This window comes from Micromonospora chalcea (genome assembly GCF_002926165.1).
Taxonomy (GTDB): Bacteria; Actinomycetota; Actinomycetes; order Mycobacteriales; family Micromonosporaceae; genus Micromonospora; species Micromonospora chalcea.
In genome coordinates, this window is sequence record NZ_MAGP01000119.1 from 16,100 (window position 1) to 41,369 (window position 25,270).

Sequence of the window (25,270 nt, forward strand, 5' to 3'; positions counted from 1 at the left end):
CCGCCACAATGGCCTGAGCCGACCGGAGGGAACAGACCTGATGAACCGACCCGTCGTGGTGGGAGTGGACGGATCGCCGTCCAGCCTGGCCGCCGCCGACCTGGCTGCCGCGACCGCCGTGGCACGTTCCCGGCCGCTGGTGCTGGTGCACGGCTACCTGCACCCGCTCGGCTACGGCGTGCCGCTCAACCCGTACGACCTGGGGGTGCCGGCGCCCACCGCGGAGGCGGAGAAGATGCTCGAGTCGGTCGCCGCCGACCTGACCGAGCGGCACCCGGGCCTGCGGGTGCAGGTGCGCCAGGTGGCCGGCGGTCCGGGCGCGACGATGGTCGAGGAGTCCCGCCGCGCCGAGCTGGTCGTGGTGGGCAGCCGGGGCGTGGGCGGTTTCGCCGGCCTGCTGCTCGGCTCGGTCAGCGGGCAGCTCGCGCAGCACGGGCACTGCCCGGTGCTGATCGTCCGCCCGGAGGAGCAGCCGATTCCGGTGGACGGGCCGGTGCTGGTCGGCGTGGACGGCTCCGACTCGGCCGCGTACGCGATCGAGCTGGCTGCCGACGAGGCCGAGCGGCGCGACGCGGAGCTGGTGCTGATGCACGTCCGGTCGCCGGAACGCGGCGCGGTGGCGCCCGAGGTCGCGGCGGAGGCGTCCACCGCCGAGCGGGCCGAGGCGGCGGGACTGCTGGCCGAGGCAGCGGAGCGGGTCCGGTCGGCGCATCCGGGCCTGCGGGTGACGGAGCGGTCCGTCACCTCCCCCTCGCCGGAGACTGCGCTTGTCGAGGCCAGCGGCGAGGCGGCGCTCGTGGTGGTCGGCTCCCGGGGCCGGGGCGGCTTCGTCGGGCTGCTGCTCGGCTCGGTCAGCCAGGCAATGGTGCAGCACTCCCACTGCCCGGTGCTCGTCGCCCACCGGCCCGAGCCGGCCGACGACTGAGCCGCCTCGCGGGCGGCGGCCCCCGCGCCGGCCCTGTCCGCCGGGCCGCCCGGCGCGAGAGATGTCTTCCGAGCGATATGACTGAGAGGCATAAATATGCCTCTCAGTCATATCGAGTTTCCGGCGTGGTTTCGCCGGGACGGTAACGCTCGGTAGCGGTCGGTTCGCGCCGCACCGCCCGCGGCGTCAGGCCGGGTCGCGGCCGGCGAGCAGGTCGGCGAAGTCGGTGGTGAGCGCGAACGGGTCGGCCGGGCCGGTCGCGGGCGGGCGGCGGTCCACCTGCTCGGCCAGCTCGGCGGCGGCCCGGCGGATCCGGGACCGCAACGCGCTGTCCCCGTCGTCACCGGCCCAGTCCTCCGGCGCGGCGAACACCGCAGTGGGCAGTGTCGCCGCCCGCAGGTACGTGAACATCGGCCGGACCGCGTGCTCCAGCGCGAGGGAGTGCCGGGCGGTGCCGCCGGTCGCCCCGATGAGCACCGGCTTGCCCGCGAGCGTGTCCCGGTCGATCACGTCGAAGAACGACTTGAACAGCCCGTTGTAGGACGCGTTGAAGATCGGCGTCACCGCGATCAGCGCGTCGGCGGCCGCCACGGCGTCGAGTGTCTGTCGCAGCGCGGCCGGCGCGAAGCCGGTGAGCAGGTGGTTCACCACGTCGTGGGCGTGCTCGCGCAGCTCCACGGTGCGCAGTTCCACCGTCGCGCCGCGCCCGGCCAGCTCGTCGCGGGCGGCCGCGGCGAGCTGGTCGGCGAGCAGACGGGTGGACGACGGCTGGGCGAGCCCGGCCGAGACGACCGCCAGGGTACGACGGGTCATCGCTGCTCCCCGTCGGCCGGAGCGGCGTCGCGGGCGGCCAGCAGGCCGGCGTGGGTGGGCGCCTCGGGCACGTGCGCGGGACGCAGCGAGTCGAACTCCTTGCGCAGCACCGGGACCACCTCCTCGCCCAGCAGGTCGAGCTGCTCCAGCACCGTCTTCAGCGGCAGGCCGGCGTGGTCGATCAGGAAGAGCTGCCGCTGGTAGTCGCCGACGTACTCGCGGAAGCCCAGCGTCCGGTCGATGACCTGCTGCGGGCTGCCCACCGTCAGCGGCGTCTCGCGGGTGAACTCCTCCAGCGACGGGCCGTGCCCGTAGACCGGGGCGTTGTCGAAGTAGGGGCGGAACTCGCGTACCGCGTCCTGGGAGTTGCGGCGCATGAATACCTGCCCGCCGAGGCCGACGATGGCCTGGTCGGGTGAGCCGTGGCCGTAGTGCGCGAACCGCTCCCGGTAGAGGCCGACCATCCGCTGGGTGTGCTCCTTGGGCCAGAAGATGTGGTTGGCGAAGAAGCCGTCGCCGTAGTACGCGGCCTGTTCGGCGATCTCCGGGCTGCGGATCGAGCCGTGCCAGACGAACGGCGGCACGCCGTCGAGCGGGCGCGGGGTCGAGGTGAACGCCTGCAGCGGCGTACGGAACCGGCCCTTCCAGTCGACCACGTCCTCGCGCCAGAGCCGGCGCAGCAGGTCGTAGTTCTCGATGGCCAGGGGGATGCCGTTGCGGATGTCCTGGCCGAACCACGGGTAGACGGGCCCGGTGTTGCCGCGCCCCATCATCAGGTCCACCCGGCCGTCGGCGAGGTGCTGCAGCATCGCGTAGTCCTCGGCGATCTTCACCGGGTCGTTGGTGGTGATCAGCGTGGTCGCGGTGGACAGCAGCAGCCGTTCGGTGCGCGCGGCGATCCAGCCGAGCATGGTGGTCGGCGACGACGGCACGAACGGCGGGTTGTGGTGCTCGCCGGTGGCGAAGACGTCCAGGCCGACCTCCTCGGCCTTGAGCGCGATGGCGGTCATGGCCTTGATCCGCTCACGCTCGGACGGCAGTCGCCCGTTTGTCGGGTCGGGGGTGACGTCACCGACGGTGAAGACTCCGAACTGCATGACCAGCTCCTCGCGTGGGGTCCGGACCGGTCGGCCCGGGATCGCTCCTCACAACATATTTGACGAGTCAACTATTCCGGTGGCCGCCCGCCCCGGCGTGGCCCGGATCACGCGCCTCCCACCGACTACCCTTGCCGCGATGACGTACCCCTGGCTCTCCGCGCCCGCCGCGCAGGTCGCGCAGACCGCGCGGACGCTGCTCGGCTGGACCGTGTCGGCCGGCGGCGTCACGGTACGCCTCACCGAGGTGGAGGCGTACGCGGGCACCGGCGAGGACCCGGCGTCGCACGCCCACCGCGGGCCGACGCCGCGCAACCAGGTCATGTTCGGGCCCGCCGGGCACGTCTACGTGTACTTCGTGTTCGGCATGCACTGGTGCGCGAACATCGTCTGCGGGCGCGACGGCGAGGCGGCGGCGGTGCTGCTGCGCGCGGGCGAGGTGGTCGGCGGCGTCGAGACCGCCCGCGAGCGCAGGCCGCGCGCCGCCGACCGGGATCTGGCCCGCGGGCCGGCCCGGCTCGTCACCGCGCTCGGGATCGGGCGGGACGCGAACGGCACCTCGGCTATCGACGGCAGCGGCCCGCTGCTGCTGACGCCACCGGCGAGCCCGGTCGACCCGGCGCACATCGTCGCCGGGCCGCGTGTCGGGGTCGCCGCCGCGCACGACCTGCCGTGGCGGTTCTGGCTGGCGGACGAGCCGAGCGTGAGCGTCTACCGGCGGCACACCCCGCGTCGCCGGCCCGCTCCGGCCGCCCCGGTGCGGAACTCGCCGGCCTGAATCGGCCGTTCCGGGCAACCCGGGACACCCCGCGGCGCGTCTGTGGTGGCATGACGCGCCGACCCTTCACCATGCGTTGAGGTCACGGTGTTTTACACGAAGGGCTTTCAACGGGGTGTTGACAACGGGCCATTCTTGGGTGTGGGATGGACGACATGGTCACCGTGGACAACGACCCGTTCACCGCTCCGGATGCTGCCCAGGCACGGGCGCACCGCAACTACGCGGCGCTGCTGCGGATCGCCGAGCGGCACGCCGGCACCAACTCCCGCCGCCGTCGCTACGCCCACCCCGACGTGCCCGACGCCTACGAGGCGGCCACGCTGGTGATGGCGCTCGCCGGGGGCGCCGAGCTGGACGAGGGTGAGGAGCCGGTCGACCAGGCCGACCTGATGGCCGCGCTGACGCTCATCCCGCACGTGCGCTCCGAGGTGGACGCACTGGAGGCCGGGCTGCTCCAGGTGGCCCGCGGCCGGGGCATGACCTGGCAGGCGATCGCCTTCGGGCTGGGGCTGGGCAGCGCCCAGGCGGCCCGGCAGCGCTACGAGCGGCTCACCGTCCGCACCGGCACCGGCGACTGACCGGCGGCGCGCACTGTCACAGCCGCGGGCAAGACTGTGCCCGACGACGGCACGGGGAGGACGCGATGACGCGCGAGGAGATGCTCGCCTACTGCCTGGCCAAGCCGGGAGCCTGGCTCGACCGGCCGTGGGAGGGCGACGAGGTGGTGAAGGTGGGCAGCCGGATCTTCGCGTTCCTCGGCTCGCCCGACGGTGAGGCGCGGGTCGGGGTGAAGTGCGGGGCGTCCCGCGAGGTGGCCGACGAGTGGCTGCACCGGTTCCCGGCCGACGCGCGCCCCTCCCCCTACATCGGCCGGTCGGGCTGGAACACGCTGCGGCTCTCCGGCGGCATCCCCGACGACGAGCTGGTCGAGGCGGTCGACGGATCGTACGACGCGGTGGTGGCGAAGCTCCCCAAGCGCGAGCGCCCCACCGGTTGACCGGTGTGATCCGGGGGCAGGCGGGTGCCTGCCCCCGGATCAGCCGCAGGTCAGCGGGGGACGACCCGCTCGGCGGCCCACTCGCGCCAGCCGGTCAGCTTGTCCGCCGCGGCGGCGAGCTGGTCGGCGACCGGGCCGGGCCCGGTGGAGCCGGGCGTGATGCGGGCGGCCAGCGCCGAACGCACCGACAGCACGTCGCGCACCGAAGGTTCCAGGTGCTCGCTGACGGCGGCCAGGTCGGCGTCGGACACCTCGTCCAGCGCGCAGTCCCGGGCCGCGCAGAGCGCCACCAGCTTGCCGGTGATCTCGTGCGCGTCGCGGAACGGCACGTTGCGCCGGACCAGCCAGTCGGCGACCTCGGTGGCGAGCGAGAAACCCGACGGGGCGCTCGCCACCAGCCGGTCCACCCGGACCGTCATCGTGGAGATCATCCCGGCCAGCGCGGGCAGCAGCAGCTCCAGCGTGTCGACCGCGTCGAACGCCGGCTCCTTGTCCTCCTGCATGTCCCGGTCGTACGTCATGGGCAGGCCCTTGAGCATGGTGAGCACGCTCATCAGGCCGCCGACCAGGCGGCCGGACTTGCCCCGGGCCAGCTCGGCGATGTCCGCGTTCTTCTTCTGCGGCATGATCGACGAGCCGGTGGCAAACGCGTCGTCCAGCTCGACCCAGCCGAACTCCTGCGACGTCCAGAGCACCACCTCCTCGCCGAGGCGGGACAGGTGCACGCCGATCATCGCGGTGACGAACAGGAACTCGGCGACGAAGTCGCGGTCCGCGACCGCGTCCATCGAGTTGGCGAACGAGGTACGGAAGCCCAGCTCCTTGGCGACCGCCACCGGGGCCAGCGGCAGCCCCGACCCGGCCAGCGCGCCCGCGCCGAGCGGGCTGATCGCGGTCCGCTCGTCCCAGTCCCGCATCCGCTCCAGGTCGCGCAGCAGCGGCTGCACGTGGGCCAGCAGCCAGTGCCCGAACGTCACCGGCTGGGCGTGCTGCAGGTGCGTCATGCCCGGCGCGGCGGTGTCCACGTGCCGCTCCGCCTGCTCGACGAGAGCCTCGGCCAGCTCGACCAGCCGGGCCGCCACCCCGCGGGCGTGGTCACGCAGGTAGAGCCGTAGGTCGGTGGCGACCTGGTCGTTGCGGGACCGGCCGGCGCGCAGCTTGCCGCCGAGGCTGCCCAGCCGCTCCAGCAGGCCACGCTCCAGCGCGGTGTGCACGTCCTCGTCGTCGACGGTCGGGCGGAACGCGCCGGAGGCGCACGCCGCCTCCAGGTCGTCCAGCGCGGCAAGCATCCGGCCCAGTTCGTCCGGGTCGAGCAGGCCGGCGCCGGCGAGGACCCGGGCGTGCGCGCGGGAACCGGCGATGTCGTACGGGGCGAGGCGCCAGTCGAACTGGACACTCACCGACAGCCGCGCGAGCGCCTCGGCGGGGCCGCCGGCGAACCGGCCGCCCCAGAGGCTCGTCCGGTTGGCGGGGGCGCTGTTCTCGGTCAGGCTCTTGTCGTCCACCCCACCCATTGTGGTGCCCCCCATCAGACTCCTCCCATCCGGGCGTCCCGCGCCGCCGCCATCCGGCTGGGCAGGCCCCACAACTGCACGAAACCCTTCGCCAGCGACTGGTCGAACGTGTCACCGGTGTCGTACGTGGCGAGGCCGAAGTCGTACAGGCTCGCCTCGGAACGCCGGCCGGTCACCACGGCCCGGCCGCCGTGCAGCCGCAGCCGCACCTCGCCGCAGACGTGCCGCTGGGCGTCGTCGATGAACGCGTCCAGCGCGCGCTTCAGCGGCGAGAACCAGAGCCCGTCGTAGACCAGCTCACCCCAGCGCTGGTCGACGCCGCGCTTGAACCGGGCCAGGTCCCGCTCGACTGTCACCGCCTCCAGCTCCTGGTGGGCGGTGATCAGCGCGACCGCGCCGGGTGCCTCGTACACCTCGCGGCTCTTGATGCCGACCAGCCGGTCCTCGACCATGTCGAGCCGGCCCACGCCGTGCGCCCCGGCGCGCCGGTTCAGCTCCCGGATCGCCTCGTACGGGGTGACCGTCTCGCCGTCGATCGCGACCGGGACGCCGGCGTCGAACGTGAGCACCACGTCGTCCGGGTCGCGTTCCGACGCCGGGTCGACGGTGTACGCGTAGAGGTCCTCGACCGGGGCGTTCCAGATGTCCTCCAGGAAGCCGGTCTCCACCGCGCGGCCCCACAGGTTCTGGTCGATCGAGTACGGCGACTTCGCCGACACGTCGATCGGCAGCCCCTTCTCCTCGGCGAACGCGATCGCCTTGTCCCGGGTCCAGGCGAAGTCCCGGGCCGGCGCGATCACCTTCAGGTCGGGCGCGAGCGCGCCCAGGCCGACCTCGAAGCGGACCTGGTCGTTGCCCTTGCCGGTGCAGCCGTGCGACACGATCGTGCCGCCGTGGGCGCGCGCCGCGGCGACCAGGTGCTTGACGATCAGCGGCCGGGACAGCGCGGACACCAGCGGGTACCGGTCCATGTAGAGGGCGTTGGCCCGGATGGCCGGCAGGCAGTAGTCGGCGGCGAACTCGTCGCGCGCGTCCACCACCTCGGCCTCGACCGCGCCGCAGTCGAGCGCGCGCTGCCGGATCACGGCCATGTCCTCGCCGCCCTGGCCGACGTCGACCGCCACCGCGATGATCTCCGCGCCGGTCTGCTCGGCCAGGTACGGAATGGCGACCGAGGTGTCCAGGCCCCCGGAGTACGCCAGCACGACCCGCTCGGTCACGTCGTGCTCCCTTCGACTGTGTCGTCCCGGCGGGCCCAGGCGGCGAGCCGCTCACCCAGCGCCGCCCCGCCGTCGGCCTCCCGGGCCACGACGAGGATGGTGTCGTCGCCGGCGATGGTGCCGACGATCTCGGTGAGGCCGGCCCGGTCCAGCGCGCTGGCGAGGTACTGGGCCGCGCCCGGCGGGGTGCGCAGCACCGCGATGTTGCCGCTGGAGTCGACGCCGTTGAGCAGCTCACGCAGCAGCCGGACCAGCCGGGCCGGCGCGCCCTCGGCGTCGCCGTGCGGCCGGTGCCCGTCCTCCGGGATCAGGTAGACGCCCCGCCCGTCACCGCCGCGCGCGGTCACCGCCCCCAGTTCCTTCAGGTCCCGCGACAGCGTGGCCTGGGTGACCTGGATGCCGTCGCCGGCGAGCAGGTCGGCCAGCTCGGTCTGCGAGTGGATCGGGGTGTCGCGGATCAGCTCGACGATGCGGGCGTGCCGCGCGGCGCGGGTCAGCGGAGCGGTCATGCGGATTCCTCCAGGAGAAACGTCAGCAGCGCCTTCTGGGCGTGCAGACGATTCTCCGCCTGGTCGAACACCGCGCTGTGCGGGCCGTCGAGCGCCTCGTCGGTGATCTCCTCGCCCCGGTGGGCGGGCAGGCAGTGCAGCACGATCACGTCGGCGTCGGCGTGGCCGAGCAGCGCGGCGTTGACCTGGTACGGCAGGAACGGCGTGATCCGGTCCAGCCCGTCGGCCTCCTGTCCCATCGACGTCCAGGTGTCGGTGGCGACGACGTGCGCGCCGCGTACCGCCTCGGCCGGGTCGGTGAGCACCTGGACCGAGCCGCCGGTGGTGGCGGCGATCTTCTCCGCGCGGGCCACGATCTCCGGGTCCGGCTGGAACCCGGCCGGGCCGGCGATCCGCACGTGCATCCCGGCGGTCGCGCCGGCCAGCAGGTACGAGTGGGCCATGTTGTTCGCCGCGTCGCCCACGTACGCGAGGATCCGCCCGGCGGTGCCGCCGAAGCGCTCCCGCACGGTGAGCAGGTCGGCCAGCAGCTGGCAGGGGTGGTACGTGTCGGTGAGCGCGTTCACGACGGGCACCGTGGCGTGCTCGGCGACCTCGGCGATCCGGTCGTCGCCGTGGGTGCGCAGCACGATCGCGGCGACGTAGCGGGACAGCACCCGGCCGGCGTCGCCGAGCGTCTCGCCCCGGCCGAAGTGGGTGACCTGGGTGTCCACCACCAGCGGATGCCCGCCCAGCTCGGCGATGCCCACGTCGAACGAGATCCGGGTACGCAGGCTCTGCTTGTCGAACAGCACCGCCACCGACTTCGGTCCGGCCAGCGGCTGGTGGCCGTACCGGTCGGCGTTCATCCGGGCGGCGAGGTCGAGCACGGCGGCCTGCTCGGCGGGCGTGAGGTCGTCGTCGCGCAGGAAGTGGCGGATCATGCGGGAGCCTCCGTCGGGGTCGTGGCGTCGGACGCGGCGTCGTCGGCGGTCGCTGCCGCGTCGGTGGAAGGGTGCGGCGCGGCGGCGGACAGCGCGGCGGGCAGCGCGGCGACGAAGGCGTCGGCCTGCGCCACGGTGAGGATCAGCGGCGGGGCGAGCCGGATCACGTCCGGCTGCACCGGGTTCACCAGGAAACCCGCGTCGCGCAGCGCTGCCGCCGCGGCGGCGGAGACCGGCTGGTCGAGCACGATGCCGAGCAGCAGGCCGGCGCCGCGCACCTCACGGACCAGCGGGTGACCGAGCGCCTCGACGCCGCGCCGCAGCCGCTCGCCGACGCGCTTGACGTGGTCGAGCAGGCCCTCGTGCGCGATCGTGGAGACGACCGCGAGCGCGGCGGCGCAGCTGATCGGGTTGCCGCCGAACGTGGTGCCGTGCGAGCCGGGGGTGAGCAGGTCGGCGGCCCGGCCGAAGGCCAGGCAGGCGCCCAGCGGCAGGCCGCCGCCGAGGCCCTTGGCGAGCGTGATGACGTCCGGCTCGACTCCCTCGGCCTGGTGGGCGAACCAGTGGCCGGTCCGGCCGATGCCGGTCTGCACCTCGTCCAGCACCAGCAGCGCGCCGTGCGCGGCGGTGATCCGCCGGGCCGCGGCGAGGTAGCCGGGCGGCGGGACGACCACGCCGTTCTCGCCCTGGATCGGCTCGATGATCAGCATGGCGGTGTCGTCGGTGACCGCCTCGGCCAGCGCGTCGGCGTCGCCGAACGGCACGTGCGTCACGTCGCCTGGTAGCGGGCGGAACGGGTCGGCCTTGGCGGGCTGCCCGGTCAGCGCCAGCGCGCCCATGGTCCGGCCGTGGAAGCCGCCGTGGGTGGCGACCACGTGCCGGCGGCCGGTGAGCCGGGACAGTTTGAACGCCGCCTCGTTGGCCTCCGCGCCGGAGTTGGCGAAGAACACCCGGCCGGGGCGGCCGGCCAGCGCGAGCAGCAGCTCGGCCAGCGCCACCGGCGGCTCGGCGACGAACAGGTTCGACACGTGCCCGAGCGTCGCGACCTGCTTGCTGACGGCGGCCACCACCGCCGGGTGGGCGTGGCCGAGCGCGTTGACGGCGATGCCACCGAGCAGGTCGACGTACTCCCGGCCGGTCTCGTCGGTCACGACGGCGCCGGAGCCGGAGACGAGCGCCAGCGGCGGCGTGCCGTAGTTGTCCATCATGGTGGCGTTCCACCGCTGCACCAGCGTGCTCATGAGTCGATCACCATGGTTCCGAAGCCCTCCGACGTGAACACTTCCAGCAGCGTGGAGTGGGCGACCCGGCCGTCGACGACGTGCGCGGCGGGCACTCCCCCGCGCACCGCCCGCAGGCAGGCCTCCATCTTCGGGACCATGCCCGACTCCAGGGACGGCAGCAGCTTCGCCAGGTCGTCCGCGGTGATCTCGCTGACCAGGCTGGACGTGTCCGGCCAGTCGGCGTACAGGCCGGGCACGTCGGTCAGCACGACCAGCTTGCGGGCGTCCAGCGCCACCGCGAGCGCGGCGGCGGCGGTGTCCGCGTTGAGGTTGTGCAGCACCCCGTCGGCGTCCGGCGCGACTGTCGAGATGACCGGGATCCGGCCGGCGGCGATCAGGTCGGTGACCGCCGAGACGTTCACCGACTCCACGTCGCCCACCTGGCCCACGTCGACCGCTTCGCCGTCCACGTACGCGGGACGGCGCACGGCGGTGAACAGCCCGGCGTCCTCGCCGGAGAGGCCGACCGCGTACGGGCCGTGCGCGTTGATCAGCCCGACCAGTTCCCGGCCGACCTGGCCGACCAGGACCATCCGGACCACGTCCATCGCCTCCGGCGTGGTGACCCGCAGGCCGCCCCGGAACTCGCTGGCGATGCCGAGCCGGCCGAGCATGGCGGAGATCTGCGGGCCGCCGCCGTGCACCACCACCGGCTTCAGGCCGGCGTAGCGCAGGAACACCATGTCGGCGGCGAACGCCCGCTGCAGTTCCGGGTCGACCATGGCGTTGCCGCCGTACTTGACCACGACGGTGGCGCCGGAGAAACGGGCCAGCCAGGGCAGCGCCTCGATCAGCGTGGCGGCCTTGGCCTGGGCCCGGGTGAGGTCAGCACTCAGATTCATGTGGAATAGGCCGAGTTCTCGTGTACGTACGCGTGGGACAGGTCGTTGGTCCAGATGGTGGCGGTGTCGACGCCGGCGTGCAGGTCGATCCGGACGGTGACGCCGCGGCCGGTGAGGTCCACCTTGGCGCGGTCCTCGGCGGCGGCGCCGCCCCGGCACACCCAGATGCCGTTGACCGCGACGTCGACGCCGTCCGGCTCGAACACGGCGGTGGTGGTGCCGACCGCGGCGAGGATGCGGCCCCAGTTCGGGTCGTTGCCGAACAGCGCGGTCTTGACCAGGTTGTTGCGGGCCACCGTGCGGCCCACCTCGACCGCGTCGTCCTCGCTGGCCGCGCCGACCACCTCGATCGCGACCTCCTTCGTCGCGCCCTCCGCGTCGGCCAGGAGTTGCTGGGCCAGGTCGTGGCAGGCGGCGGTGACCGCGGCGGTCAGCTCCTCGGCGGTCGGCTCGATCCCGGACGCGCCGCTTGCCAGCAGCAGCACCGTGTCGTTGGTGGACATGCAGCCGTCGGAGTCGATCCGGTCGAACGTGATCCGGATGGCGGCGCGCAGCGCGGCGTCCAGGGCGTCCGGCCCGGCCACCGCGTCGGTGGTGAGCACGCAGAGCATCGTGGCCATGGCCGGGGCGAGCATGCCCGCGCCCTTGGCCATGCCGCCGACGGTCCAGCCCGTACCCTGCGCCACTGTCGTCTTGGGCCGGGTGTCGGTGGTCATGATGGCCTCGGCGGCCGCCGGGCCGCCGTCGCGGGACAGGCCGCGCACCGCGTCGCGTACGCCGGGAAGCAGCTTGTCCATCGGCAGCCGCTCGCCGATCAGGCCGGTCGAGCAGACCGCGACCTCGCCCGCGCCGACGATGAGCCGCGCGTTCGCCGCGGTGATCGCGGCGGCGGTGTGCTCGGCGGTGGCGTGGGTGTCCTGGAACCCGGCCGGGCCGGTGCAGGCGTTCGCGCCGCCGGAGTTGAGCACCACGGCGCGCACGACGCCGCCGTGCACGACCTGCTGGCTCCACAGCACCGGCGCGGCCTTGACCCGGTTGGCGGTGAAGACACCGGCCACACCGGCGTCCGGGCCGTCGTTGATCACGAGGGCGACGTCGGGCGCGCCGGAGGACTTCAGTCCGGCCGCGACACCTGCGGCGCGGAACCCACGGGGGACGGTGACGCTCACGGGGCCACTCCAAACACGGACAGACCGGTGGTCTCGGGGAGACCCACCATCAGGTTGGCGTTCTGCACGGCCTGGCCGGCCGCGCCCTTGCCCAGGTTGTCGATCGCGCTGACCACGATCGCCCGCCCCGAGTCGACGTCCACCGTCGCCTGGAGGTGGCAGGAGTTCGACCCGGCGGTGGCGGCGGTGTGCGGCCACGCGCCCTCGGGCAGCACGTGCACGAACGGCGCGTCGGCGTACGCGGCGGCCAGCACCGCGCGCGGGTCGGCGTCGCCGGTGGGCACGGCGGACTCGGTGGCCAGGATGCCCCGGGGCATCGGCGCGAGCACCGGGGTGAAGGACAGGCCGGTCGCGCCGGTGGCCTGCTTGATCTCCGGCACGTGCTGGTGCGCGCCCACCTTGTAGGGCGACAGGTCGCCCATCACCTCGCTGCCGAGCAGGTGGGTCTTGGCGGCCCGGCCCGCGCCGGAGGTGCCGGAGGCGGCGACCACCACCACGTCGTCGGGGCGTACCGCGCCGGCCGCGATCAGCGGCGCCAGCGCCAGCGTGGTCGCCACCGCGTAGCAGCCGGTGCTGGCCACCCGCGACGCGGCGGCGATCTCGGCGCGCTGGCCGGGCAGCTCGGGCAGCCCGTAGGTCCAGGCGCCGGCGTGCTCCCCGCCGTAGTAGCGGGACCAGGCGCCGGCGTCGCGCAGCCGGTGGTCCGCGCCCAGGTCGACCACCTTGACCGTGTCGGGCAGCGCCGCGGCGAGCGCCGCGGACTGCCCGTGCGGCAGGGCCAGGAAGACCAGGTCCGCGTCGGCCAGGGTCGCCGGTTCGGTCGCGGCGAAGACCAGGTCCAGGCCGGCGAGCTGCGGGTGTACGGCGGTGACCGGCTGACCGGCCTGGGTGTGCGCGGTGGCGGCGATCAGCTCGAACTCGGGGTGACCGGCGAGCAGGCGCAGCAGTTCGCCCCCGGCGTATCCACTCGCCCCGGCCACCACTGTTCGAATGCCCATACCCACCTCCGCATGACTATGCAGAGAAGGGTACCGGTCGGGGCGACCTCATCGCAAGGTCATACGACGCGCTGCATAGCCATGAGACGACGTTCACGGGCGGCTCGCGTGCGCGCGGTGTTAAAAGGGGCCCCCTCCGCTGCCGGAGGCGTTAAGAGGGGGCCCCTCCTTTCAGGCGCCGCGCAGGGTGGCGCCGAAGCGCTCGGCGGCGACGGCTACCGCCGCGTCGCGCGCCGCCACCGCCTCCTCGCCCGCCAGGGTCCGGTCCGGGGCGCGGAACGTCAGCTTGTACGCCAGCGACTTGCGCCCCTCGCCGAGCTGCTCGGAGGTGTAGACGTCGAACAGGCGGACGTCCTCCAGCAGCGCGCCCGCGCCCTCGACCAGCGCCGCCCGCACCTCGGCGGCCGGCACCGCGTCGTCCACCACGAGCGCCACGTCGATCAGCGCCGGCGGGAACGTGGAGATGGTCGGGCCGGCGACCAGGGGGGCGGCGGGCAGCGCGTCCAGGTCCAGCTCCATGGCGCTGGTACGCCGGGGCAGCTCCAGCGCGGCCAGCACGGCCGGGTGCAGCTCACCGGCGTGGCCGACGACCACGTCGTCCACCACCAGTTCGGCGCAGCGGCCCGGGTGCCAGGGCGCGCGCTCCCCGGCCCGTACCGTCACCCGGTCGGCGGGGATCCCGGCGGCGTCGAGCACGGCCCGGCCCGCCTCGATCGCGTCGGCCCAGCCGGCCGTGCGGCCCGCGCCCCACCAGCCGGCCGGCTCGATCTCACCGGTCAGCGCGACCGCGACGTGCCGGGGCTGGGCGGGCACCACCGCGTCGGCGGCGGCGAACTCCTCGTCGGTGGGCCGCCGGTCCACGCCCATCGCGGGCGGGGCGCCGGCGCCGGGGCGCGGGTGGAAGACGGTGCCGATCTCGTAGATCGCCACGTCCCGCTGGCCCCGTCCGACGTTGCGCCTGACGATGCCGAGCAGCGGGCCGAGCAGCGTGGTGCGCAGCAGCGGCTCCTCCTCCGACAGCGGGTTCGCCAGGCGTACCGCGGGGCGGCGCGGGTCGTCGGCGGGCAGGCCGAGCTGGTCGACCAGTTCCGGCGCGACGAACGGCTGCGCCAGCACCTCGACGTAGCCGCGCTCGGCGAGCGAGCGGGCGACGGCCCGGCGGCGCTGCTGCTGCCAGGTCAGGCCCCGGCCGGGCGGCGCGGTGGGCAGCACCGACGGCACCCGGTCGTAGCCGTCGAGGCGTACCACCTCCTCCACCAGGTCGGCCGGGTCGGTCAGGTCGGGACGCCAGCTCGGCGGCGTCACGGTCAGCACCTCACCCGCGCCGGAGCCGACCCCGGCCGTGCCCGGGTCCTCGGCGAGCCGGTCCGCGCCGCGCGTGACCGTGCAACCGACCTGCTCCAGCAGCTCCACCACGCGGTCCGGCGAGTAGGACACGCCGACCCGCCGCGACGGCAGGTCCACCGGCAGCGTCACCGGCGTACGCGGCGCGACGTGGTCGATGTCGAGCACCTCCTCGCCGGCCGTGCCGCCGGCCAGGTCGGTGAGCAGCCGGACCGCCTTGTCCAGCGCGACCAGCGGCAGCGCCGGGTCGACGCCCCGCTCCCACCGCTTCGCCGCCTCGCTGAACAGCTTGTGCCGCCGCGCGGTACGGCCGACGGTCGCCGGATCCCAGTGCGCCGCCTCGAACAGCACGTTCGTGGTGGAGGCGAGCACTTCGCTGGTCTCGCCGCCCATCACCGCGGCCAGGGAGATCGGACCGGTCTCGTCGCAGATCACCAGGTCCTCGGCGGACAGCGTGCGGCTCACGCCGTCCAGCGTGGTCAGCTTCTCCCCCGGCTCGGCGCGGCGCACCACGAGCGGCCCGGCGATCCGGTCCGCGTCGAAGGCGTGCATCGGCTGGCCGAGTTCGAGCATCAGGTAGTTGGTGATGTCGACGGCGAGCGAGATGCTGCGTACGCCGGCCACGGTGAGCCGCTGCCGCATCCAGCCCGGCGTCTCCACGGTCGGGTCGACGCCGCGCACCATCCGCGCCGCGAACCGGTCGCAGCCGACCGGGTCACGGACCTCCACCGGGTACGCGGGCTCGGCGGTTGCGCCGGGCGCGCGGGCGTTGGCCGGGTCGCGGAACGGCACGCCGAGCGCGTGCGACAGCTCCCGGGCGATGCCGCGCACGCTCAGCGCGTACCCGCGGTCCGGGGTGATCTCCATCTCGACCACGACGTCGTCCAGGCCGACGACGGGCCGGGCGTCGTCGCCGGGCTGGGCCTTGACGTCCTCGGGCAGCACGACGATGCCCGAGTGGTCGTCGCCCAGCCCCAGCTCCTGGGCCGAGCAGATCATGCCGTGGGAGTTGCGCCCGTACGTCTTGCGCGCGCCGATCGCGAACCCGCCGGGCAGCACGCCGCCGGGGAGGATCACCACGACCTTGTCGCCCTGGGCGAAGTTGCGCGCCCCGCAGACGATCTCCTGCGGCTCACCGGTGCCGTTCGCGGCGCCGACGTCGACCCGGCAGAAGCGGATCGGCTTCTTGAAGCCGGTCAGCTCCTCGATCTCCAGGACCTCGCCGACGACCAGCGGGCCGGTGACGGACTCGCGCAGGTCCACCACGGACTCGACCTCGATGCCGAGGTCGACCAGCGCCTGCTCCAGGTCGCCGGTGGGCAGGTCGGCCGGCAGGTCGACGTACTCGCGCAGCCAACTGACAGAAACTCGCATGACTGTTAAACCACCGTTCCCGTAGCTCAGGCGCCGAACGCGCGGGTGAACCGCACGTCGCCCTCGGCCATGTCCCGCATGTCGCTGACGCCGTGCCGGACCATCACGGTCCGGTCGATGCCCATGCCGAACGCGAATCCGGAGTAGACCTCCGGGTCGATGCCGCAGGCGCGCAGCACCCGCGGGTTGACCATGCCGCAGCCGCCCCACTCGACCCACTGCGGACCGTCCCGGTGCTCCGGGAACCAGACGTCGAACTCCGCCGACGGCTCGGTGAACGGGAAGTAGTGCGGCCGCCAGCGGGTCTTCGCGCCCTCGCCGAACATGGCCCGGGCGAAGTGGTCGAGCGTGCCGCGCAGGTGCGCCATGGTGATGCCCTTGTCCACCACGAGGCCCTCGACCTGGTGGAAGACCGGCGCGTGGGTGGCGTCCAGCTCGTCGGTGCGGTAGACCCGGCCGGGCACCACCACGTAGATGGGCGGCTTGCGGCTGAGCATGGTGCGCGCCTGCACCGGCGACGTGTGGGTGCGCAGCACCAGGCCACTGCCCTCGGGTGCGATGTGGAACGTGTCCATCAGGCCGCGCGCCGGGTGGTCGGCCGGGATGTTCAGCGCGTCGAAGTTGGTCCACTCCAGCTCGACCTCGGGGCCCTCGGCCACCTCGTAGCCCATGCCGATGAACAGGTCACTGATCTGCTCCATCAGCACGCTCAGCGGGTGGCGGGCGCCGCGCGGCCGGCGGTCGTACGGCAGGGTCACGTCGACCCGCGCCTCGACCAGCACCCGCTCGGCCTGCTCGCGCTCCAGGATCTCCTGCCGGGCCGCGTACGCGCTCTCGATGGCGCGGCGGGCCTCGTTGACCCGCTTGCCGGCGTCGGCCTTCGCGGCCGGCGGCAGCGCGCCGATCTCCCGGCGCGCGAGCGACACCGGGGACCGGTCGCCGAGGTGCGCGGGGCGCAGCGCGGTGAGCGTGTCCGGGTCGGTGGCGTCGGCGAACGCCTTCTCGGCGTCGGCCACTGCTCCGGCCAGGGCGTCCGGGTCGAGCAGGGCGACCTGCTTCGGGTCGTACGGATCGTTGCGGTAGCTCATGGTGAACGGGCACTCCCTCACGGCGGCGCCGACCCTCACGGGTGGCTAGGCGAGTCTACGGACGCGCGGCTTCGCCGCAGCCCGCCGGTGGGGAGTCGTGCAGGGGAAGGGTCAGGCCCGCCGCCCGCCGACACCGGCGGGCTGGCTAAACGAACGCCGTGGCGCGTTCATGACGAGGCGGACTCCCCTGCTGTCTCTCGCGCGCCCCGGGGGACACGCAGTGCTCTGGCGGAAGAATACAGGCAGACGGCGGCCGCCGCAGCCAGGTTCAGGCTCTCCGCGCGCCCGTGCAGCGGCACCCGGACCCGGGCGTCGGCGGCGCGGGTCAGCTCGTCGGGCAGGCCGTGGGCCTCCGATCCGAACAGCCAGGCTGTCGGTGCGGCCAGCCTTCCCGCGTCGGCGAGGTCGTGCAGGTCGCTGTCGCCGTACCCGGTGGTGGCGAAGATCTTCAGGCCCGCGGCCCGCAGCGCCTCGACGGCGGCGAGCGGGTCGGCGGCGCGCACCACGTCGACGTGGAAGAGGCTGCCGGCGGAGGCCCGCACGCACTTGCCGTTGTAGGGGTCGACCGCCTCGCCCGCGAACACCACGGCGCCCGCGCCCGCCGCGTCGGCGGTGCGCAGCACGGTGCCGGCGTTGCCCGGGTCGCGGATCCCGGCGAGCACCGCGACCAGTCGCGGTCCGCGCGCCACGGCCTGCGCCAGGGGTACGTCGAGGTGCCGGCACACCGCCACCAGTCCCTGCGGCGCGACCGTCTCGGCCAGCGCGGCCAGCGCGTCGTCGGTCACCTCGGAGACGGGCACGTCGGCCCGGGCGGCGGTGGCGGCGAGGTCGGCGTACCTGTCGAGCGCCGCCGGGGTGCCGAACAGCTCGACCACGGTGCCGGCGCGGGCCAGCGCCTCCCGGACCGCCTGCGGCCCCTCGGCCAGGAACCGGCCGGCCTGGTCGCGGTCGCGCCGGCGGTGCAGCCGGCGGGCCGCCACGACCCTGGGGGTACGCGGGGTGAACGGTCCGGGAACGGCGTCGAGACGCCTCCCCTGCGAATGTGACTGCATGGGAGACGCCTCGATCTGCCGTACGGGGTGGGTCAGGCGGCCTGAGCCGCGGCGCCACCGGTGCCCTCGGCCGCCACGGCGGCGCGGGCCAGCTCGACGATCGCCGCGAACGAGGCGGCGTCGTTGACGGCCATGTCGGCCAGGATCTTCCGGTCGACCTCGATGCCGGCCAGGCGCAGGCCCTGGATCAGCCGGTTGTAGGTCAGGCCGTTGGCCCGGGCGCCGGCGTTGATCCGCTGGATCCAGAGCTGCCGGAAGTCGCCCTTGCGGTCGCGACGGTCCCGGTAGGAGTACTGCATCGAGTGCAGCACCTGCTCCTTGGCCTTGCGGTACAGCCGGGAGCGCTGACCGCGGTAACCGCTCGCGGTCTCCAGCAGGGTACGACGCTTCTTCTGGGCGTTCACAGCCCGCTTGACGCGTGCCATCTCAACTCCTTCTTCGGTTCAGGTGGCTCGCGTCAGCGGCCGAGCAGCTTCTTGATGCGCTTGACGTCGGCCTTGGCCAGCTCGACGGTGCCGGTCAGCCGACGGGTCTGGGTGCTGGGCTTCTTCTCCAGGTTGTGGCGAAGGCCGGCCTGCTGGGCAACGATCTTGCCCTTGCCGGTCACCTTGACCCGCTTGCCCATACCCGTGTGGCTCTTCATCTTCGGCATTGGAACGTCTTCTCCCCTGTTACTGGCCGCTGGTCTCAGCGGTCGTACCGGTCTCGCCGGCTGCTGCGGTGTCGCCGGCCGCCGGGGTCTCGCCGGCCGGAGCGGCCGGTTCCTCCGCGGCCCGGTCGCGCGGTCCACCGCGGGACGCCGTGGCGGCGACCGCGGAGGCCTTGACGGCCCGGTGCGGAGCGAGAACCATGATCATGTTGCGGCCGTCCTGCTTCGGAGCGGCCTCGACGTATCCCAGGTCCGTGATCTCGGACTCGAGCCGGCGCAGGAGCCGGTAACCCAGCTCCGGGCGGCTCTGCTCCCGACCGCGGAACATGATCGTCACCTTGACCTTGTCGCCGGCCTTGAGGAACCGCACCACGTGACCCTTCTTGGTCTCGTAGTCGTGCGGGTCGATCTTCGGCCGGAGCTTCATCTCCTTGATGACGGTCTGCTGCTGGTTACGCCGCGCTTCGCGCGCCTTGAGTGCGCTCTCGTACTTGAACTTGCCGAAGTCCATGAGCTTGCACACCGGCGGGCGCGCCATCGGCGCAACCTCGACCAGGTCCAGGTCGACGTCCGCGGCCAGCTGCAGGGCGCGCTCAAGCGGGACGATGCCCACCTGCTCACCCTCAGGGCCGACCAGTCGGACCTCACGTGCCCGGATCTGCTCGTTCACGCGTGGTTCGACGCTGATGGGGCCTCCTCGAGTCGAGTCTCCTACGGTGCCGACTCCGCGGGCTCCCGGGCGGGAGCCGACCCGGAAAGCAGAAGGCCCCGGCGTATGCCAGGGCCCACTCGACCGGTCGGCACGATCACAGGATCGCGCATCCGGCGCCGGGACGTGCCCGAAACCGGGGACCGGACCCGGCCACCGTGGCGGCGACTCGGGTGGGAGCGGGCGCTCCGCTTCACGACCGCCCGCGCGTCAGGGACGGGGGCAGTCTGGTCGACTCCGCAACACTACACCCTCGGCCCAGGCCCGCCCAAACCGGGCTCGCTGGTCAGCGGGGTGCCGACTGGCCGGCGGACAGCGCCGCCAGATGCGCCTGGTGCAGCCGGCGCAACGCGCGGACCGCCTCGACCGCGCTCTCCTTGTCGGCGGCCTGCAACGCGACCATCGGCAGCAGGTCGTCGTCGTGCAGCTCCAGGCTGGCCCACGGGGCGCCCCTGTCGAACCGGACCCCGCGGATCACCTCCCACGGCAGCTCGTACGAGCTGAACACGTTGCGCACCCGGACGCCCTTGGCGTCGGCGACCACGCGCGGGCGGGTGAACAGCAGGAAGCCGAGCGCACCGAACACGCCCAGGCCGATCATGGCGAACTGGTCGCCGCGCTGGAACGTGCCGTAGCCGTTGCCGGTGGCGCCGGTCAGCGACGTCGCGACGAGGCTGAACACGACGAACAGCGTGACGGCCGACACCCAGCAGACGACCCGGACGCGGCGGGGTCGCACGGTCACCACGGAATCGCTCACCCGACCAGTCTGCCATCCGGTTCGCGCGCATCTTCGGCCGCCACACGGTCCGGGCCGCGCCGGCGCAGGCTGGTGACCACCACGGCGAGCAGCGTGAGCAGGGCGCCGGCCAGCACCGGCAGCCGCACGCCGGGCCCGCCGGGCAGGACCAGGTCCAGCAGCAGCGCGCCACCGAGCTGCCCGGCCACCAGCGCCAGGCCGGTGCGCAGCACCCCGGCGGCGCGTACGCCGACCAGCAGGGAGAGCACGATGCCGACGCCGAGCAGGCCGCCGACGTAGAGCCACCACTGGCCGGGCCAGCGGGGCTGGCTCGCGAGCGCGCCGGTCAGCGCCGCCACCGCGCCGATCACCACGGTGCTGACCGCGAAGTTGACGGCGAGCCCGGCGGCCGGGCCCACGGTGGCGGCGACCCGGCCGTTGAGCGCGGACTGCGTCGCCACCGCCAGCCCGCCCAGGACGCAGAGCAGCACCAGCCCGACCGCCAGTTCGCCGACCGGGCGGCCGAGCTGGGCGAGCGCGACCGCGCCGACGCCGAGCACCGCCCCGCCGACGCGGGGCACGGTGAGCGGCATCCGCCCGGTCGCGGCCAGCCCGGCCCGGTCCACCGCCAGGCCGCCGAGGCTGCCACCGGCCACCTGGGCGATGGTGAACACCGCCACCCCGAGCACGGGCACCACCACCGGCGCGACCAGCACGATCACCGCACCGCCCACCCCGCCCAGGTAGGTCCACCAGGGCAGGCCGGAGCGGCGCAACGCGGCCAGCCCGGCGCGCATCGACGGCAACGCCACGATCCCGGCCAGCACCAGCAGGCAGCCGCCGAGGTTGTTGACGACCGCGCCGAGGACCGGGGCGCCGGTCCGCTCCCCCATCTCGGCGTTGACCACGCCCTGGGCGGCGGAGGCCACACCACCGGCCACGACCACCGCGAGCGCGGCCGGGAGCGGCAGCGGCCTCACAGGCGGCAGGCGTGGATGTTGGTGACCAGGATCGCGCGGGCGCCCAGCTCGTACAGCTCGTCCATGATCCGGTGCACGTCGTCGCGGAGCACCATCGCCTGCACCGCGACCCAGCCCTCCCGGTGCAGCGGCGAGACCGTCGGCGACTCGATGCCGGGGGTCAGCGAGCTGGCCCGGTCGAGCAGGCCGGCCGGTACGTCGTAGGCGAGCATCACGTAGCGCCGGGCGACCAGGACGCCGTGCAGCCGGCGCAGCAGCTGCTCGTGCTGGGTGCCGCCGGGCGTGCCGGCGCGGCGGACCAGCACCGCCGAGGAACGCAGCAGCGGCTCGCCGAACACCACCAGGCCGGCCTGGCGCAGCGTCGCGCCGGTCTCCACCACGTCGGCGACCACGTCGGCCACGCCGAGGCGGATGGCGTTCTCCACCGCGCCGTCCAGGCGGATCACGTCGGCCTTGACGCCCAGCTCGGCCAGGTGCCGCTCGACCAGACCCGGGTACGCGGTGGCGATCCGGTGCCCGCCCAGATCCCGGACGTCGTCCACGTCCTGCGGGCGTGCGGCGAACCGGAAGGTGGCCTGGGCGAAGGCGAGGTCCACCACCTCCTCGGCCGGAGCGCCGGAGTCGATCAGCAGGTCCCGCCCGGTGATGCCGACGTCGAGGTCACCGGAGCCGACGTAGGTGGCGATGTCCTTGGGGCGCAGGTAGAAGAACTCGATGTCGTTGGGCTCGTCCCGGCAGACCAGGTCCTTCGGGTCGGTGCGCTGGCGGTAGCCCGCCTCGCGCAGCATCTGGGCCGCCTTCTCGGCCAGAGCGCCCTTGTTGGGTACTGCGACACGCAGCATGGGAGTGCTCCTTCGTTCGATCGGATGATCAGCGGACGGGCACTCACAGATGTCGGTAGACGTCCTTCAGTTCCAGACCGGTCGCGAGCATCAGCACCTGCGCCTGGTAGAGCAGCTGGGAGATCTCCTCGGCGGCCCGCTCCGGGCCCTCGTGCTCGGCGGCCATCCACGACTCGGCCGCCTCCTCGACGACCTTCTTGCCGATGAAGTGCACGCCCTTCGCGAGCGCGTCGACCGTGCCCGAGCCCGGGGTGCCGGCGGCGGCCTTGGCCTGCAGCTCGGCGAACAACTCCTCGAACGTCTTCACGGAAGGCGATTCTTCCAGCCGCTGCTGGTGACGGGCCGGGTGGGTCAGGCGAAGCCGACGCGGTGGGCGGACTGGGCGTCGAGGGCGCGCACGGCCAGCGCGGCGTCCAGCGCGGCCACCGTCGCCGACCAGCCCTTGTCCTCGGCCGAGCCGGGCAGCGCGGCCCGGTCCCGGGCCTGCTCGACGGTGTCCACCGTCAGCACCCCGTGCGCCACCGGCTTGCCCTCGTCCAGCGCCACCCGGGTCAGCCCCTCGGTGACCGACTGGCAGACGTAGTCGAAGTGCGCCGTCGCGCCGCGTACCACGACGCCGAGCGCTACCACCACGTCGAAGCGGCGGGCCATCGCCTGGGCCACCACCGGCAGCTCCACCGAGCCGGCCACCCGGGCCACCACGGCCCGCGCCCCGCACGCCTGCGCGGCGGCCACCGCCCGCTCGGTCATGTGGTCGGTCAGCTCGCCGTGCCAGCGGGCGGCCACCACGCCGACAGTCATGCCGGCGGCGTCCACCGCGCTCACGCCCGGCTCCCCGAAACCCGCCATCGCCCTACGCTCCGATCTCGTCACCGGCGACCGGGCGGCCCATCGGCGCCTCGGTCACCTCGTCCAGTCCGTCCAGCAGGTGACCCATCCGGTCCCGCTTGGTGCGCAGGTAGCGCACGTTCTCCGGGTTGGACCGCACGGGCAGCCCCTCCCGGCCGGTCACGGTGAGCCCGTACCCCTCCAGCCCGGCCCGCTTGGCCGGGTTGTTCGTCAGCAGCCGCATCGAGCGGACGCCCAGGTCGTAGAGGATCTGCGCGCCGGTGCCGTAGTCGCGGGCATCGGCCGGCAGGCCCAGGTCGAGGTTCGCGTCCACGGTGTCGCGGCCCTGGTCCTGGAGCTGGTACGCCTGCAGCTTGTGCAGCAGGCCGATGCCCCGGCCCTCGTGCCCGCGCACGTAGAGGACCACGCCGCGGCCCTCGGCCGCGACCCGGGCCAGCGCGGCCTGCAACTGCGGCCCGCAGTCGCAGCGCAGCGAGCCGAACACGTCGCCGGTGAGGCACTCGGAGTGCACCCGCACCAGCACGTCCCTCCCGTCGCCGAGCTCGCCCATGACCAGCGCGACGTGCTCGGCCGGGTCGTGCTCGGCGCGGTAGCCGAGCGCCTTGAACACGCCGTACGGGGTGGGCATGCGCGCCTCGGCGGCCAGCTCGACCTGCTTCTCGGTACGCCGCCGGTAGGCGATCAGGTCCGCGATGGTGACCAGCGTCAGGCCGTGCTCGGCGCAGAACTTCTCCAGGTCCGGCAGGCGCATCATGGTGCCGTCGTCGTTCACCAGCTCGCACAGCACCCCGGCCGGGCGCAGCCCGGCCATCCGGGTCAGGTCCACCGCCGCCTCGGTGTGCCCGGGTCGGCGCAGCACCCCGCCGGCGCGGGCGCGCAGCGGCACCACGTGGCCGGGCCGGGCCAGGTCGGTCGGGTCGGTGGCGGCGTCGGCGAGCAGCCGGATGGTGTGCGACCGGTCGGCGGCCGAGATGCCGGTGCTGACGCCCTCCCGGGCGTCCACCGTCACGGTGTACGCGGTGCCCCGCCGGTCCTGGTTGGTGTGGTGCATCGGCGGCAGGTCCAGCCGGTCGCACTCGTCCTCGGTCAGCGGCACGCAGATGTAGCCGGAGGTGTAGCGGACCATGAACGCGACCAGCTCCGGGGTGGCCAGCTCGGCCGCGAAGATCAGGTCGCCCTCGTTCTCGCGGTCCTCGTCGTCGACCACGACCACGGGGCGCCCGGCGGCGATGTCCGCCACCGCCTGCTCGATCGAACCGAAAGTGGTCATGCCACTGCCTCCGAGTACGTCGCCGGGATCGGGGCGGGCGCGGTCGCGACGGCCCGGGAGGTGCGCCACCAGCTGTACAGGCCGGCCGCGCAGAACGCGCCGTAGACCAGGTACATGGCGGCCGACGGGTAGAAGCCGCCGCGCAGCAGCAGCGGCACGCCGACCGCGTCGACGGCGATCCAGATCAGCCAGAACTCGACCCAGCCGCGGGCCATGCCGTACGTGGCGAGCAGGCTGCCGACCAGGATCCAGGCATCAGGCAGCGGCCCCCACGAGCCGAGCGCGGCGAGCACCGGGTACGCGGCGGCGGTGCCGACGACGGCGGCCACGAGCAGGCCGAGCCGCTCCGTCCAGGTGGCCCAGCGCGGCACCACGGCCGGCTCGTCCCCGCCACCGGCACGCCGGTTGCGCGACCAGCGCCACCAGCCGTACACGCTGACGGCGAAGAAGAAGACCTGCCGGCCGGCCTGGCCGTAGAGGTCGTGCGCCTGCGGGGTGACGAAGACACCGCCGAGGAACACGGTGAGCAGCAGCGCGTTGCCGATCATGCCGACCGGCCAGGCCCACACCACCCGGCGCAGCCCGAGCAGCGCCGAGGCGAGCCCGAAGCCGTTGCCGACGATCTCCCGGACCAGCACCGGCGAGCCGGCCACGTGCACCTGGGCGTCGAGCAGCCAGCCGAGCGGGCCCATCACCGCACGCTTCCCGCGCCGCGGTCGCCGAGCAGCCGTTCGACGTACTTGGCCAGCACGTCGACCTCCAGGTTGACCGGGTCGCCGACCTGCTTCGTGCCGAGCACGGTGAGCTTGAGCGTGGTGGGGATCAGGCCGACCGAGAACCAGTCGTCGCCCGCCTCGGCGACGGTCAGCGACACGCCGTCGACGGTGATCGAGCCCTTCTCCACCACGTACCGGGCCAGCCCGTCGGGCAGCCGGAACCGGACCGTCTCCCACTGCGCGGCCGGCTCCCGGGCGACGATCTCGCCGACGCCGTCGACGTGGCCCTGCACCAGGTGCCCGCCGAGGCGGCTGTTGAGCGCGGCGGCGCGTTCCAGGTTGACCGGGTCGCCGGGGCGCAGCGCCCCCAGCGCGGTGCGGCGCAGCGTCTCGCCCATCACGTCGGCGGTGAACACCCCGCCGTCGACGTCGACAACGGTCAGGCAGACGCCGTTCACCGCGATGGAGTCGCCGTGCCGGGCGTCCGAGGTGACGAGCGGGCCACGGATGGCGACCAGGGCGGAGTCGTCGCCGGTCTCGGTGCTCCGGACGATCTCGCCCAGCTCCTCGACGATGCCGGTGAACAT

General features: G+C 73.9%; 28 protein-coding genes. 4 read left to right on the top strand and 24 right to left on the bottom strand.

Features of this window, described 5'->3' with window-relative positions; genetic code table 11:
• Positions 1-40 precede the first annotated feature (40 nt).
• The gene (locus BAW75_RS17825) at positions 41-925 is read left to right on the top strand and encodes a universal stress protein (RefSeq protein ID WP_069087693.1); all 885 of its coding nucleotides are present in this window, start codon (positions 41-43) and stop codon (positions 923-925) included.
• Positions 926-1,111: 186 nt separating this feature from the next.
• On the opposite strand, the gene BAW75_RS17830 is transcribed toward BAW75_RS17825, so the two are convergent.
• Together BAW75_RS17830 and BAW75_RS17835 are read right to left on the bottom strand one after the other, a co-directional pair.
• Positions 1,112-1,738, bottom strand: a complete 627-nt coding sequence (locus BAW75_RS17830; RefSeq protein WP_043324915.1) for a CE1759 family FMN reductase — start codon at positions 1,736-1,738, stop codon at positions 1,112-1,114.
• Positions 1,735-2,835 carry an LLM class flavin-dependent oxidoreductase gene (locus BAW75_RS17835; RefSeq protein WP_043324916.1) on the bottom strand — a complete coding sequence of 367 codons (1,101 nt, stop codon included), beginning with the start codon at positions 2,833-2,835 and terminating at the stop codon, positions 1,735-1,737. The genes BAW75_RS17830 and BAW75_RS17835 overlap by 4 nt, the downstream gene beginning before the upstream one ends.
• A gap of 139 nt (positions 2,836-2,974) precedes the next feature.
• On the opposite strand from BAW75_RS17835, the gene BAW75_RS17840 reads away from it, so the two are divergent.
• The 3 genes from BAW75_RS17840 (at position 2,975) to BAW75_RS17850 (ending at position 4,613) form a co-directional block, all read left to right on the top strand.
• Positions 2,975-3,613, top strand: a complete 639-nt coding sequence (locus BAW75_RS17840; protein ID WP_104114297.1) for a DNA-3-methyladenine glycosylase — start codon at positions 2,975-2,977, stop codon at positions 3,611-3,613.
• A gap of 146 nt (positions 3,614-3,759) precedes the next feature.
• Positions 3,760-4,194 (top strand): hypothetical protein, encoded by a 435-nt coding sequence (locus tag BAW75_RS17845; RefSeq protein ID WP_030502457.1) that lies wholly within the window; start codon positions 3,760-3,762, stop codon positions 4,192-4,194.
• 65 nt (positions 4,195-4,259) lie between these two features.
• Positions 4,260-4,613, top strand: coding sequence for an MmcQ/YjbR family DNA-binding protein (locus tag BAW75_RS17850; protein ID WP_043324918.1), 354 nt, complete (start codon positions 4,260-4,262; stop codon positions 4,611-4,613).
• Positions 4,614-4,663: 50 nt separating this feature from the next.
• Here BAW75_RS17850 and argH read toward each other — a convergent pair whose 3' ends face one another.
• The 22 genes from argH to BAW75_RS17960 all read right to left on the bottom strand — a co-directional run bounded on the left by argH (position 4,664) and on the right by BAW75_RS17960 (position 25,270).
• Positions 4,664-6,127, bottom strand: a complete 1,464-nt coding sequence (argH, locus tag BAW75_RS17855; protein ID WP_104114298.1) for an argininosuccinate lyase — start codon at positions 6,125-6,127, stop codon at positions 4,664-4,666.
• Positions 6,128-6,141: 14 nt separating this feature from the next.
• Positions 6,142-7,347, bottom strand: a complete 1,206-nt coding sequence (locus BAW75_RS17860; protein WP_104114299.1) for an argininosuccinate synthase — start codon at positions 7,345-7,347, stop codon at positions 6,142-6,144.
• Positions 7,344-7,856, bottom strand: a complete 513-nt coding sequence (locus BAW75_RS17865; RefSeq protein ID WP_104114300.1) for an arginine repressor — start codon at positions 7,854-7,856, stop codon at positions 7,344-7,346. The genes BAW75_RS17860 and BAW75_RS17865 overlap by 4 nt, the downstream gene beginning before the upstream one ends.
• Complete coding sequence (gene argF / locus BAW75_RS17870; RefSeq protein WP_104114301.1) at positions 7,853-8,779, bottom strand: ornithine carbamoyltransferase; 927 nt, start codon at positions 8,777-8,779, stop codon at positions 7,853-7,855. The genes BAW75_RS17865 and argF overlap by 4 nt, the downstream gene beginning before the upstream one ends.
• Positions 8,776-10,020, bottom strand: a complete 1,245-nt coding sequence (locus BAW75_RS17875; protein WP_104114302.1) for an acetylornithine transaminase — start codon at positions 10,018-10,020, stop codon at positions 8,776-8,778. The genes argF and BAW75_RS17875 overlap by 4 nt, the downstream gene beginning before the upstream one ends.
• A complete protein-coding gene (argB, locus tag BAW75_RS17880) occupies positions 10,017-10,904 on the bottom strand; it encodes an acetylglutamate kinase (RefSeq protein WP_043324923.1) in 888 nt (295 codons plus the stop codon). The genes BAW75_RS17875 and argB overlap by 4 nt, the downstream gene beginning before the upstream one ends.
• Positions 10,901-12,073 carry a bifunctional glutamate N-acetyltransferase/amino-acid acetyltransferase ArgJ gene (gene argJ / locus BAW75_RS17885; RefSeq protein ID WP_104114303.1) on the bottom strand — a complete coding sequence of 391 codons (1,173 nt, stop codon included), beginning with the start codon at positions 12,071-12,073 and terminating at the stop codon, positions 10,901-10,903. Before argJ ends, argB begins: the two co-directional genes overlap by 4 nt.
• Positions 12,070-13,071 (bottom strand): N-acetyl-gamma-glutamyl-phosphate reductase, encoded by a 1,002-nt coding sequence (gene argC, locus BAW75_RS17890; protein ID WP_104114304.1) that lies wholly within the window; start codon positions 13,069-13,071, stop codon positions 12,070-12,072. Before argC ends, argJ begins: the two co-directional genes overlap by 4 nt.
• Before the next feature lie 171 nt (positions 13,072-13,242).
• The gene (gene pheT / locus BAW75_RS17895) at positions 13,243-15,789 is read right to left on the bottom strand and encodes a phenylalanine--tRNA ligase subunit beta (protein ID WP_104114305.1); all 2,547 of its coding nucleotides are present in this window, start codon (positions 15,787-15,789) and stop codon (positions 13,243-13,245) included.
• 26 nt (positions 15,790-15,815) lie between these two features.
• Positions 15,816-16,877: a phenylalanine--tRNA ligase subunit alpha gene (pheS, locus tag BAW75_RS17900; RefSeq protein WP_104114306.1), complete on the bottom strand. Its 1,062-nt coding sequence runs from the start codon at positions 16,875-16,877 to the stop codon at positions 15,816-15,818.
• 167 nt (positions 16,878-17,044) lie between these two features.
• Entirely contained in the window at positions 17,045-17,929 is an 885-nt protein-coding gene (locus BAW75_RS17905; RefSeq protein ID WP_104114307.1) for a TrmH family RNA methyltransferase, read from the bottom strand.
• Between the two features lie 32 nt (positions 17,930-17,961).
• Positions 17,962-18,354 (bottom strand): 50S ribosomal protein L20, encoded by a 393-nt coding sequence (rplT, locus tag BAW75_RS17910; RefSeq protein WP_043324928.1) that lies wholly within the window; start codon positions 18,352-18,354, stop codon positions 17,962-17,964.
• A 32-nt stretch (positions 18,355-18,386) separates the two neighbouring features.
• The gene (gene rpmI, locus BAW75_RS17915) at positions 18,387-18,581 is read right to left on the bottom strand and encodes a 50S ribosomal protein L35 (protein ID WP_026267805.1); all 195 of its coding nucleotides are present in this window, start codon (positions 18,579-18,581) and stop codon (positions 18,387-18,389) included.
• Between the two features lie 19 nt (positions 18,582-18,600).
• Positions 18,601-19,248 carry a translation initiation factor IF-3 gene (gene infC, locus BAW75_RS17920; protein WP_043324929.1) on the bottom strand — a complete coding sequence of 216 codons (648 nt, stop codon included), beginning with the start codon at positions 19,246-19,248 and terminating at the stop codon, positions 18,601-18,603.
• A gap of 325 nt (positions 19,249-19,573) precedes the next feature.
• On the bottom strand, positions 19,574-20,047 hold the full coding sequence (locus tag BAW75_RS17925; RefSeq protein ID WP_030502474.1) for a PH domain-containing protein: 474 nt from the start codon (positions 20,045-20,047) through the stop codon (positions 19,574-19,576).
• Positions 20,044-21,006: a DMT family transporter gene (locus BAW75_RS17930; RefSeq protein WP_069087685.1), complete on the bottom strand. Its 963-nt coding sequence runs from the start codon at positions 21,004-21,006 to the stop codon at positions 20,044-20,046. The genes BAW75_RS17925 and BAW75_RS17930 overlap by 4 nt, the downstream gene beginning before the upstream one ends.
• Positions 21,003-21,848 (bottom strand): ATP phosphoribosyltransferase, encoded by an 846-nt coding sequence (gene hisG, locus BAW75_RS17935; RefSeq protein ID WP_043324931.1) that lies wholly within the window; start codon positions 21,846-21,848, stop codon positions 21,003-21,005. The genes BAW75_RS17930 and hisG overlap by 4 nt, the downstream gene beginning before the upstream one ends.
• A gap of 43 nt (positions 21,849-21,891) precedes the next feature.
• Positions 21,892-22,155: a phosphoribosyl-ATP diphosphatase gene (locus tag BAW75_RS17940; RefSeq protein ID WP_043324932.1), complete on the bottom strand. Its 264-nt coding sequence runs from the start codon at positions 22,153-22,155 to the stop codon at positions 21,892-21,894.
• 44 nt (positions 22,156-22,199) lie between these two features.
• The gene (ribH, locus tag BAW75_RS17945) at positions 22,200-22,697 is read right to left on the bottom strand and encodes a 6,7-dimethyl-8-ribityllumazine synthase (protein ID WP_104114308.1); all 498 of its coding nucleotides are present in this window, start codon (positions 22,695-22,697) and stop codon (positions 22,200-22,202) included.
• A 4-nt stretch (positions 22,698-22,701) separates the two neighbouring features.
• Positions 22,702-23,967: a bifunctional 3,4-dihydroxy-2-butanone-4-phosphate synthase/GTP cyclohydrolase II gene (locus tag BAW75_RS17950; RefSeq protein WP_104114309.1), complete on the bottom strand. Its 1,266-nt coding sequence runs from the start codon at positions 23,965-23,967 to the stop codon at positions 22,702-22,704.
• Entirely contained in the window at positions 23,964-24,659 is a 696-nt protein-coding gene (pnuC, locus tag BAW75_RS17955) for a nicotinamide riboside transporter PnuC (protein ID WP_104114310.1), read from the bottom strand. Before pnuC ends, BAW75_RS17950 begins: the two co-directional genes overlap by 4 nt.
• Positions 24,659-25,270 carry a riboflavin synthase gene (locus BAW75_RS17960; RefSeq protein ID WP_064448497.1) on the bottom strand — a complete coding sequence of 204 codons (612 nt, stop codon included), beginning with the start codon at positions 25,268-25,270 and terminating at the stop codon, positions 24,659-24,661. The genes pnuC and BAW75_RS17960 overlap by 1 nt, the downstream gene beginning before the upstream one ends.